General features: G+C 68.8%; 11 protein-coding genes. 7 read left to right on the top strand and 4 right to left on the bottom strand.

Going from position 1 to position 10,091, the window contains the following annotated elements; translation table 11 throughout:
• The first annotated feature begins 240 nt into the window (after nucleotides 1–240).
• The 4 genes from speB to C5E10_RS11335 all read left to right on the top strand — a co-directional run bounded on the left by speB (nucleotide 241) and on the right by C5E10_RS11335 (nucleotide 3,181).
• Nucleotides 241–1,203, top strand: coding sequence for an agmatinase (gene speB, locus C5E10_RS11350; RefSeq protein WP_104331736.1), 963 nt, complete (start codon nucleotides 241–243; stop codon nucleotides 1,201–1,203).
• A gap of 286 nt (nucleotides 1,204–1,489) precedes the next feature.
• Nucleotides 1,490–2,512: an MBL fold metallo-hydrolase gene (locus tag C5E10_RS11345; RefSeq protein WP_181062733.1), complete on the top strand. Its 1,023-nt coding sequence runs from the start codon at nucleotides 1,490–1,492 to the stop codon at nucleotides 2,510–2,512.
• A 143-nt stretch (nucleotides 2,513–2,655) separates the two neighbouring features.
• Complete coding sequence (locus C5E10_RS11340; RefSeq protein WP_104331717.1) at nucleotides 2,656–2,877, top strand: hypothetical protein; 222 nt, start codon at nucleotides 2,656–2,658, stop codon at nucleotides 2,875–2,877.
• 76 nt (nucleotides 2,878–2,953) lie between these two features.
• Nucleotides 2,954–3,181: a hypothetical protein gene (locus C5E10_RS11335; protein WP_104331716.1), complete on the top strand. Its 228-nt coding sequence runs from the start codon at nucleotides 2,954–2,956 to the stop codon at nucleotides 3,179–3,181.
• Between the two features lie 35 nt (nucleotides 3,182–3,216).
• Here the strand turns inward: C5E10_RS11335 and C5E10_RS11330 are convergent, their stop codons facing one another.
• The gene (locus C5E10_RS11330; protein WP_104331715.1) at nucleotides 3,217–3,756 is read right to left on the bottom strand and encodes a hypothetical protein; all 540 of its coding nucleotides are present in this window, start codon (nucleotides 3,754–3,756) and stop codon (nucleotides 3,217–3,219) included.
• A gap of 224 nt (nucleotides 3,757–3,980) precedes the next feature.
• Between C5E10_RS11330 and C5E10_RS11325 the strand changes: the two genes are divergently transcribed.
• From C5E10_RS11325 to C5E10_RS11315, 3 genes are read left to right on the top strand one after another with little or no spacing between them, the layout of a single operon-like run.
• Nucleotides 3,981–5,135 (top strand): serine hydrolase, encoded by a 1,155-nt coding sequence (locus C5E10_RS11325; protein WP_181062732.1) that lies wholly within the window; start codon nucleotides 3,981–3,983, stop codon nucleotides 5,133–5,135.
• A complete protein-coding gene (gene dacB, locus C5E10_RS11320; RefSeq protein WP_219820358.1) occupies nucleotides 5,132–6,775 on the top strand; it encodes a D-alanyl-D-alanine carboxypeptidase/D-alanyl-D-alanine-endopeptidase in 1,644 nt (547 codons plus the stop codon). Before C5E10_RS11325 ends, dacB begins: the two co-directional genes overlap by 4 nt.
• Nucleotides 6,776–6,819: 44 nt before the next feature.
• On the top strand, nucleotides 6,820–8,046 hold the full coding sequence (locus C5E10_RS11315) for a serine hydrolase (protein WP_104331713.1): 1,227 nt from the start codon (nucleotides 6,820–6,822) through the stop codon (nucleotides 8,044–8,046).
• A 5-nt stretch (nucleotides 8,047–8,051) separates the two neighbouring features.
• Here C5E10_RS11315 and C5E10_RS11310 read toward each other — a convergent pair whose 3' ends face one another.
• From C5E10_RS11310 to C5E10_RS11300, 3 genes are read right to left on the bottom strand one after another with little or no spacing between them, the layout of a single operon-like run.
• Entirely contained in the window at nucleotides 8,052–8,489 is a 438-nt protein-coding gene (locus C5E10_RS11310; RefSeq protein WP_258071099.1) for a hypothetical protein, read from the bottom strand.
• A complete protein-coding gene (locus C5E10_RS11305; RefSeq protein WP_181062731.1) occupies nucleotides 8,486–9,472 on the bottom strand; it encodes a hypothetical protein in 987 nt (328 codons plus the stop codon). The genes C5E10_RS11310 and C5E10_RS11305 overlap by 4 nt, the downstream gene beginning before the upstream one ends.
• Nucleotides 9,469–10,029 carry an RNA polymerase sigma factor gene (locus C5E10_RS11300; RefSeq protein ID WP_104331711.1) on the bottom strand — a complete coding sequence of 187 codons (561 nt, stop codon included), beginning with the start codon at nucleotides 10,027–10,029 and terminating at the stop codon, nucleotides 9,469–9,471. Before C5E10_RS11300 ends, C5E10_RS11305 begins: the two co-directional genes overlap by 4 nt.
• Nucleotides 10,030–10,091: the final 62 nt, after the last annotated feature.

Below are 10,091 nucleotides of genomic sequence, written 5' to 3'. Positions count from 1 at the left end.
TGGCGAGGTGGCGATGGCGGTGGGGCGAGGTGGCGGGGTGGCGAGTTCGCGACGGCGAGGTAGCGAGGGCGGTCGGGTCGGGTGGCGTGGTGCATCTCACGGGAGAGAGGTGCGTGCGATTTGCACCGAGCTTCGCGTTGCCTGGTGCAAAGAGTGCGTCCCTAAAGGCGGTTCCTTCGCTAGCTTCTGGGGAGAAGCACGCGGCAAGGAGGCCCCACAGTGAGCAACGATTTCTTCTGGATGAACCCCGCTCGGGTGACGCAGGACGGCAACGTCGGACCGACCGATTCGGCGCAGGTTCCTCGCTTCGCAGGGCCCGCGACCTTCGCGCTGCTGCCGAGGGTCGATGAGGTCGACAAGCTCGACGTGGCGATCCTCGGGGTCCCGTTCGACAGCGGCGTCTCCTACCGCCCCGGTGCTCGCTTCGGTCCGGCGCACGTGCGTCAGTCGAGCCGCCTCCTGCGCCCCTACCACCCGACGCTCGACGTGTCGCCGTTCGCAGCGCAGCAGGTCGCCGACGCCGGCGACGTCGCCGTCAACCCGTTCGACATCGAGGAGGCGCTAGGGACCGTGGAGCAGGCCGCGAAGGCCCTCAGCGACACGGGCGCGAAGATCGTCACGATCGGCGGCGACCACACGATCGCGCTGCCGCTCCTGCGCAACATGGCGCGCATCCACGGCCCCGTCGCGATGCTGCACTTCGACGCGCACCTCGATACGTGGGACACGTACTTCGGTGCGGCGTACACACACGGCACCCCGTTCCGCCGCGCCTTCGAGGAAGGGCTCCTCGACACGGACGCGCTCAGCCACGTCGGCACGCGCGGACCGCTGTACGGCAAGCAGGACCTCGAGGACGACGAGCGCTTCGGATTCGGCATCGTCAGCTCGGCCGACATCTACCGTCGCGGAGCGGATGCGGTCGTGCAGCAGCTTCGGCAGCGCATCGGGGATCGCCCGCTCTACATCTCCATCGACATCGACGTGCTCGACCCGGCGCACGCGCCCGGCACCGGGACGCCAGAGGCTGGCGGCATGACGAGCCGCGAGCTGCTCGAGATCCTGCGCGGTCTCGCGGACCTCAACGTTGTCGGGGCAGATGTCGTCGAGGTGTCGCCGGCCTACGACCACGCCGAGCTCACGGGCGTCGCCGCGGCGCACGTCGTCTACGAGCTCGTCTCGATGTTCGCGGTGCGCCGCTAGCTGGACTGCCCGCGCGTCTGCGTCCGCATCTGCTGGTTCGCTCTCGCCGGATGCTGACCAACTTCAGTGCAGAATCGGGCTCCCTCGCTGTTCCAAAGGCGGTTTGGGCCGTTCTGGCACTGAAGTTGGTCACGGAGGTCGCCGGCTTGGAGCTTCGGGCGGCGTCCGTTCGCGCCCGCACGCCCGCTCCACGCGCGCTGTCGGAGTCGGAGTCGGTGCCAGCGTCCTAGGCTTCTGGCATGGGATGCACTTGGCTCGGAGCTCTGCCAGAACAGGTGACCGCGGCATGAGCGGCGCGAGCGTCGCGGCGAGCAGCGCCGCGCAGGAGGCGGCCTGGCACGACGGAGCCGTGGCGCCCCTCGAGGCGGTGCGGGACGGGATCTGGACGGTGGGCAGCCCGATGCCCGCGGGGCCGACGCCCGGTGGCCGCATCCCGTGCACGCTAGCTTCGGTGATCGCCGACGAGGCGGGTGGCGTGCACGTCATCGACCCTGGCTCAGACTCCGAAGCGAACCTCGCCGTGCTCTCCGCCGCCATCACGGCGACCGGCCACCGGCTCGACCAGGTGCGGTCGATCATCGTGACGCACCTGCATCACGATCACCTCGGTCTGGCCGAGCGGCTCCGGGATGCGACGGGTGCGCCGATCGTGCTGCACCGTGCCGAGCAGGCGGCGCTCGATGCGCTGGCTGCGGACGTGCCGAGCGTCGAGGTCGAGACGGCAAGGCTCGTCGGGTGGGGTGTGCCGGTCGAACGCCGCCCGCAGATCCTTCAGCTCGTCGGGCGGTCGGCGACCCCGGTCTCGCTGCGCGCTGACGTGCTTGTCGATGACGCGCAGCTGCTCGACGTGCCCGGCAGACGGCTGCGTACCGTCCACACCCCGGGCCACACACCCGGGCACCTGTCGATCGTCGACGAGGAGGCCCGGCTGGTGTTCACCGGCGACCACGTCTCACCCGTGCTGCACCCGGGCCTCGGCCTCGGCGGCGACGATGGCAGCAACCCGGTGCTCCAGTATCAGCGCTCGCTGCGGCGCATCGTCGAGCTCGGCGTCGACGAGGCCGTGCCGGGGCACGGCTACCGGTTCGTGGGGCTTGCCGAACGCTGCGGTGAGCATGCGCGGCACCACCAGCGCCGCACCGATGAGGTTGCGGGCGCCCTCACGGTCTCGCCAGACGCCTCGATCTTCGAGATCGCCTCTCGCCTCACGTGGTCGGCCGGCTGGGCGAATCTCGACGGTTTCACGTTGCGTTCGGCGCTTCAGCAGACGGCGATGCACATCGAGGCCGTGCGGACCGACTCGGCCTGAGTGCGGCCAGACCCAGGCCTGCCCAAGTGCGACGGCGCCAGCGGAGCCAACTCGAAGCTACGCCTGGTTGACTGCTGCGAACGTGATTCCTGGGGGGAGCGCGACCGGAGCGCGAGCCACGACATCGAAGACCGGAGGCCAACATGGAAGACGCCACCACTCGCCGCTGGATCCTCGCGGGGCTCGTGCTGCTGTCGGTGCTTGTCGTCGGCGCGTCCTTCCAGACCGGGGATGTGCTTCTGCGCATCCTGCTCATCCTGCCGACCGCGCTCCTATGGGTCGTCTACCGTGAGGCTGAGCGACGCCGACGAGACGCGAAAATCTCGGCAGTCGAGGGCGAAAGCCAGGGCACCGGCCGCCGCTGACCGGCGCACGCAGCACCGGAAGCGCTTCGGCGCAACCCCTGGGGCCGGTGGATCTTCGTCGCGTAGCGTCCGGTCCATGACCCATGAACCAGTAGGTGCCAACACTCCCGACGAGGGCCAGAGCGCCGCGCAGGCGGCCGAGGCTGCCGAGCGGGATGCGCTGCGCAGCGTCCGTGCCGTGGGCGAGGACCGCGGCGACCCCGACGCAGCTCGGCACGAGAGCGCGCCCACCCCGCCGAGTGAGGTCGACCCCGAAGCTGGCACGGATGCCGACGGCTTCCCGGTCGAGAACCCGTCTGGCTGACTGGGGAAAGTGAGGGGTCGGCGACGGGCCTCTCCTCAGCTTCGAGTGGGCGCCGTCTCGCCCTGCGGAGTTCCCCAGGCGTCATTCCAATAGCGCGCATCGGTGCTGCCCGTTCGAACGATCTCGTCGTGCTCGACGGGCGCTGACCAGAGCTGCAGCAAGTACGAGTCGACCACTTCGTCTTCGAATTCGCCGTCATGGCCCGCGTCGCGTCCTCGGGCAGTCACGCGGAGCCTGTATGTGCCACCGGGCAAATCGAACGCACCTGCGTCCATGCCGGTGAAGCCGCTCCACCATACTTCTCGGTCGTCGGTGAGCGTGACGGACACTTCGACGCAGTCTTCGCCGGTGGCGTCGAGCTGCGGGCGCGCCTCAAGCAGCTCGATCTTCACTGCGGACCCTCCCGCGCGACGTGCGAGGCAGACGAACAGCATGCCGGGCAGTGCGGCCCCAACCCAACCGTTCTGCTGCCCGGCGAAGTGGGGCGCGAGGTCACCGTCGTAATCGAACGCCTCCCACGTCAGGTAGAAGAGTCCGTAGTCGGTCATGACGACCTGGTCGAGGAGCACTGTCATACGGGCATCCTGCCAGCCCGCGCGCGATGCGTGCGGCACACCAGCTCAACAGGGACCTAGGTCCATTGTCGCGAGTGCCCGCGTCGGCGAGTGTGATTCCTGAGATGTGATCTTCCCGACGTCTCTCAGGGAACCTCGACGAATGAGGAATCATGCGCAGCCCCCAAGCCCCCTCCAGAGCATCCCAAGCATCCAGAGCTCCCCTATCTGCTCGTCTTCTCGGCATGGCGGCGATGGCCGCTGCCATCGGCCTGTTGGCGAGCGGATGCACGTCTGCCGGCGGTGACGGCGCGGGGAGCGCGACTGACTCGGCGGCTCCTGAGGTCACTCGCCCCGCCGCGCCGGACGGCGAGCTGCCCGCGGAACTCCAGGACGGGCTGCAGGCTGCGCTCGACGCGGTGATGGCCGAGCTCGAGGTGCCAGGTGCGGCCGCCGGGGTGTGGATTCCGGGCCAGGGCTCGTGGACGACGGCCACGGGACTCGCGAACGTCGAGGACAGCACGCCCGTCACGACGGACATGTCGTGGCCGATCCGCAGCATCACGAAGTCGTACACGGTCACGCTCATCCTGCAGCTCGCCGACGAGGGCAGGCTGAGCCTCGATGACACCATCGATCAGTACGTCGAGGGCATCACGAACGGCGACAGGATCACGCTCCTGCAGCTCGCGAACATGTCGAGCGGGAACGCCGACTACGTCACGGAGGCCTTCCAGGACGAGTTCCTCTCCGACCCGACGAAGATCTACACCCTGGAGGAGCTGAACGCCCCCGTCGTCGATCAGCCGGCGCGGTTCGAGCCCGGCGCCGAGTACGTGTACACGAATGCCAACACGAACCTGCTCGGCGCGGTCGTCGAGAAGGTCACAGGCGAGCCGTACGCGGATGCGCTCGACGCGCGCATCCTCACCCCGCTCGGGCAGACGGGCACGACGTACCTGACCGACGTCGACGACTGGGCGCAACCGCATCCCACGGGCTACGTCATCGACGACGGCAAGCCCGTCGCGCAGAGCGAGAACCCGTCCATCCTCGGAGCCGCCGGCTCGCTCTTCTCGACGCTCGAGGATGGGCGAGCCTGGGCTGAGACGCTCGGTTCGGGCTCACTGTTGAAGCCGGAGACGCAGGAGCTGCGCCAGGTGGGCCATGAGATCCCGAAGCCGCCCTACGACCTGTATGCGGTGGGGATGGGGGAGACGAACGGGTGGCTCGGCCATAACGGCGAGGGGCTCGGCTTCACGGCCGCCACCTTCCACGACCCGGCGACGGGCGCGAGCATCGTCGTCTACATGAACGAGTCGGACAGCCCTGCCGGGCATCCGGCTGACATCGCCTTCCGCGCCCTCGCTGAGGTCCTCGCGAACGGAGCGGGCGCGTGATCGCCGACGGCGTTGCCGGGCGAGCACGCGGATCAGGGTTCGGCCGCGGCGCTCGCGTCTTGACGGCGGGGGCCGTCGCGATGCTGCTGCTCACGGGGTGCGTCGCGGCCGACGCGAACGACGCGGACGTCCCGGTGTGGGACGGGACGACGCTCGTGTCCGTCCCTGGCCTTCCGGATGCAGCACTCGAGGTCATGAATCAGCCGCAGTTCGCGAGCGGACGCTGGTCGATCGCGGTCGAGGATCTGGACACGGGCGAGGTGCTCGTGGACTTGGACGGCGAGAAGCTCGCCGAGCCGGGCTCCTTCGTGAAGACGTACAGCGCCGGGGCCGCGTGGGTGAAGTGGGGGCCGGACCACACGGTTGTGACGCCGGTCAAGCAGTCGGGCGAGGTCACGGCGGGCACGCTCGACGGTGATCTCGTGCTTGTCGGGCAGGGCGACCTGACGATGGGCGGACGCACCAAGGACGACGGCAGCGTCAGCTTCGCGAACCTCGACCACAACGACGCGAACCCTCTGCCGGGGGCGACGCTCACGCCGGAGGACCCCTTGACGGGGCTCGACGAGCTGGCCGCGCAGGTGAAGGCGTCCGGGATCACGACGGTGAGCGGCGACGTGATCATCGACGACCGCCTGTTCCAGGGCACGCTCGCCGAGCAGTCGATCACCCCCATCGTCATCAACCAGAACCTCCTCGACGTGCTCGTCACGCCGGGGGAGGCGGGTGCCCCCGCGACCGCGGCACTCACACCTGCCGTCGGAAAGTGGGCGCTCGACCTCCAGGTGGAGACGGTGCCAGCTGGTGAGGAGTACAAGGTCGAGGCGCCGGAGGTGTCGGCAAGCGATCCGAACACGATCGTCGTGACCGGCACGATCGCCGCGGATGCCGACCCCGTTCTGCGGGTCTTCGAGTTCGACGACCCGTCGACGTTCGCCCGCACGGCGTTCATCGAAGCCCTGGAGCGCGCAGGGGTCACCGTCAGCGCCGACCCCTCCGCGGAGAACCCGAAGTCGGCCCTCCCGAACTGGGATGCCGTCGAGGCGCTCCCCGCGGTCGCGGAGCTCGAGTCGCTGCCGCTCGCCGAGGAGATCACCTACGTCATGAAGGTCAGCTACAACCGCGGCGCACAGACCCTCGTCTGCCGCCTCGCGGTCGACGCGGGCAAGACCGACTGCAACAAGGACGGCATGGGGGTGGCGCAGGCCATCTGGGCCGAGGCCGGCCTCGACACGACGGGCGCCTCCCTCGTCGACGGCTCCGGGCTCGAAGGCAACTACATCACCCCGAGGAACGCGGTGCAGATCCAGAGCCTCATGGCGGAGCGTCCCGACGCCGAGCGCTGGCGCGACACGATGCCGATCCTCGGCGTCGACGGATCGCTCGCCGACGTGCAGAAGGACAGCCCGGCCGCCGGGAAGGTGTTCGCGAAGACGGGAACTCTCGCAAGCGCCGACGCGTTCAACGGCAGGCTCCGGCTCGGCACCAAGACCCTCGGCGGCGTCATGGTCACCGAGTCAGGCCGCAACCTGGCGTTCACGATCATCGTGAACCAGGGCTTCTACGAGGGCATGCCCGGGGTCTTCGAAGCGAACGATGACGTCGGCAAGGTCGCGGCGATCATCCAGCAGGCGTACTGACCGAGCATCCCCGAGTTCGCACGCAATCCATGAGGAGACAGCACATGTCCAAGATCGCGAAGAGAACGACGTACACGGCGACCGCCATGGTCGCCGCCCTCGCCCTCGTCTCCTGCACGGCGCAGGCCGCGGAGACCGAGGCGCCGACATCCACGCTGAAGCCGTTCGACGAGGCGGCCGTGACCGCGATCTTCGAGGAGACCGCGGAGGAGCTCGGCCAGCCGGGCGCCGTGATGCTGCTGCGCACGCCAGAGGGGGAGTTCACGGCGACCTACGGGGTGACGAGCCCCGGCGGCAGCACGCCCGTCTCGGTCGACGACCACATCCGTATCGGCTCCAACACGAAGACGTGGACGGGCACCGTCATCCTGCAGCTCGTGCAGGAGGGCAAGATCGCGCTCGCGGACCCCGTGTCGAAGTACCGGCCCGACGTGCCGAACGGCGACAACATCACGATCGAGCAGATGCTGCTCATGCGCAGCGGGCTCGCCAACTACACGGAGACGCTCGAGCTCAACACGGCACTGGATGAGGACCCGGACCGCGTGTGGGAGCCGGAGGAGCTCATCAAGATGGCGCTTCCTCTGCCGGTCGACTTCGAGCCCGGCACCGACTACCACTACTCGAACACCAACACGATCCTCCTCGGGCTCATCGCCGAGGACCTCGACGGGAAGCCGCTCGCTGAGATCTACGACGAGCGGATCTTCACGCCGCTCGGCCTCGACGAGACGTCGTTCCCCGAGATCGGGGACAGCAGCATCCCATCGCCGCACTCCGACGGCTACTTCTGGTGGACCAACGTCAACACGATCGGCTCGTCGAAGCTGCCGCCGGACCTCATGAAGCAGGTCGAGGAGGGCACGTTCACACCCAACGACGGCACCCTCGACAACCCGTCGTGGGCGTGGTCGGCTGGCTCCGGCATCTCGACCGCGGGCGACCTCGCCGACTGGGTTGAGGCGCTCGGTGGGAAGAGCGGCGACATCCTGGATTCGGACATGCAGCAGGCGCGCATGGACAGCTTCCAGCCCACGACGAAGAACCCGGCTGACCCGTCGTACGGCTACAACATCGCCCACTTCGGGCAGTTCTACGGCCACACGGGCGAGCTGCCCGGCTTCAACTCCTTCATGGGCTACGACCCGGTCGCCGACGTGACGCTCGTCGTCTGGGCGAACCTCGCCCCGGCCGCGAACGGCGCGGGGCCCGCCACCGAGATCGCGAAGCAGCTCATCGGCACCCTCTACAGCTCGCCTGTCGCGAGCTGACCGGCTTACGGCTGGTACGAGGTATTGGTGATGCCCAGCTCGAAGAGCTCGCCTTCCCAGAGCAGCTGACCCGAGAGGATGCCGACGATGCTGGCCGCCACCACGGAGGCCGCTCCGATCGCGAGTCCTTTCCACCGCCATGCGCGCCAGCCGAACGGGAGGAGCAGTCCCGCCCCTACGAGGTGAGCGAGCACAAGCGGGACGCCGCCCGTCAGCTCTGCGAACCCCGCCATCGTCGTGTTGGCTGCCAGGGCCTTCGGCTGCTCCGTCTGTGCTTCGAACTGGGCAAGCGCGTACCCGTTCCAGGCGAGGATCATCGCGACGAACCCGAGGCCGAAGAACGTCCAGAACAGGGCGCGAGCGGCGGTCGGCGCCTTCTTGGCGGCGGGGTGCTGGTTCGGCGGCTCGGGTGCGAGCCTGCGGTCTCCGAGTGGCTGGTTCACGAGGCTGCCTGCCAGAACGCCATGACTTGTGCGGGACCCCCGCAGATCGCGGGTGTCTCGGGAGGGGCGGAATCGATGCCGCCGCTGCCGCCGATGGTGTCGCCCTCGCCGACAATGCCAACGCCGGGAACGTCCACTCCGCGGCCGTCCTGCGTCAGCGTGGAACCGAAGGGGAACTGCAACAGGGTCTCGTAGTCGTTCTCGATCACGACCCAGCAGCCGCCCTCGTTGAGCCCGAGCGTTCCGCCGATTCGTGCCTCCATGATCGTCTCAGGTGCTTCGCTGGCGGCGAGGAGCACGGTCTCGCCGATCATTGTGGTCTGTGTCTCGTCGATCGTCGGCCAATCGTCGTAGCCATTGGTGTAGCTGATGACGAGGTCATCGGACGACGTGCAGTAGAGGTTCCACTCCGCTTCGATCTGCTGCGTCGGCACGAGGGTGATCTGCCATTCGCCGTCGACGACGTTCGTGATCGACTTGTCGTTCACGTAGAAGCTCTCGTACTGTTCCGTCGACTGGACGTCCGGATCGGGGCGCCATGCGTCGACGCAGCCGGCGATGGCCTCGGCCTCGGTGAGCCGCGGCTGTGCTGATGCCTCGAGCGGTGACGGTGAGGTCGTGGCGATGGGGGTGGTGCCGACGACGGGGGTCGGGTTGCCGAGGTAGGTGGTCGCGGCGACGATGAGTGCCGCCACGGCTGCGCCCGTCACTGCGACGATGCCGATGCCCCACGCGAGGCGCCGTCGAGTGCGGCTCCTGCGGGATCGCCGCGAGGGTGCCTGGAGTGCGCCAGCGCCAGTGCCCACGCCCGTTCCTGCACCTGCACCTGCACCTGCGCCCGCGCCCTCGCGATCGGTCGGGTCGGTTGCGAGGATGCTGGCCTTCCTGGCCGCGGCCACCTCCCGTTGGGCGTCGGTGAGAGATGTGCGCGGCGCGACATCGAGTGTGCGCAGGCGCTTGAGGGTTTCGTCGTCGACGTTCATGCCTGCTGCTCCGTCACGGTCGAGGGGCTGGTGCGTGGTGGTGTGGCGCGCTCGAGGTGCTCCCGGAGCGCGGCGCGCGCCCGGTGGAGGCGAACGCGGTAGCTCTGCGCGCTGATGCCGAGTACCGATCCGGCGAGTGCGGAGGGAAGCTGTTCCCAGATCGCGAGGGAGAGCACCTCCTGGTGGCTCGGGTCGAGCCGCTTCCAGGCGGCGGAGAGGTCGAGGCGCACATCGGCGGCCAGCGATTCGAGGTCCGGCGTCCGGGCCTGCTCGGCGTCCGCGATGCGCACGCCGAGCGCGTCGCGCTTCCCGTGCTCTCGCCATTCGCGGAGCAGGCAGTTGCGAGCCGTGCCGAACAGCCAGGCGCGAGCCTCGTCCCGGACGGTCGGCACCGTGTCGAAGCGCCGCCACGCGGTCAGGAACACCTCGTGGGCGACGTCCTCGGCCGCCTCGTGGCTGGTGCGGCGGGTGACGAAGCGCAGCACGTCGACGTACGCGTCGTCGTACAGCGCCGAGAAGCGCTCCGCGCGGCTGGGTTCGAGTCTGTTCGGGCTCACATCACCTACATGCCCAGAAACGGGCGAGTGTTACAAATCGTGGTTCCAGAATGCCCGTCGGC

Source organism: Pseudoclavibacter sp. RFBG4 (genome assembly GCF_002931515.1).
GTDB lineage: Bacteria > Actinomycetota > Actinomycetes > Actinomycetales > Microbacteriaceae > Pseudoclavibacter.
Note: the sequence above shows the minus strand (reverse complement) of the source record. Positions and strands in the feature narration are given on the sequence as shown.

Coding starts and splice junctions, on each gene's coding strand:
- speB (WP_104331736.1), top strand. CDS start 241: ATGAACCCCGCTCGGGTGACGCAGGACGGCAACGTCGGACCGACCGAT.
- C5E10_RS11345 (WP_181062733.1), top strand. CDS start 1,490: ATGAGCGGCGCGAGCGTCGCGGCGAGCAGCGCCGCGCAGGAGGCGGCC.
- C5E10_RS11340 (WP_104331717.1), top strand. CDS start 2,656: ATGGAAGACGCCACCACTCGCCGCTGGATCCTCGCGGGGCTCGTGCTG.
- C5E10_RS11335 (WP_104331716.1), top strand. CDS start 2,954: ATGACCCATGAACCAGTAGGTGCCAACACTCCCGACGAGGGCCAGAGC.
- C5E10_RS11330 (WP_104331715.1), bottom strand. CDS start 3,756: ATGACAGTGCTCCTCGACCAGGTCGTCATGACCGACTACGGACTCTTC.
- C5E10_RS11325 (WP_181062732.1), top strand. CDS start 3,981: ATGGCGGCGATGGCCGCTGCCATCGGCCTGTTGGCGAGCGGATGCACG.
- C5E10_RS11315 (WP_104331713.1), top strand. CDS start 6,820: ATGTCCAAGATCGCGAAGAGAACGACGTACACGGCGACCGCCATGGTC.
- C5E10_RS11305 (WP_181062731.1), bottom strand. CDS start 9,472: ATGAACGTCGACGACGAAACCCTCAAGCGCCTGCGCACACTCGATGTC.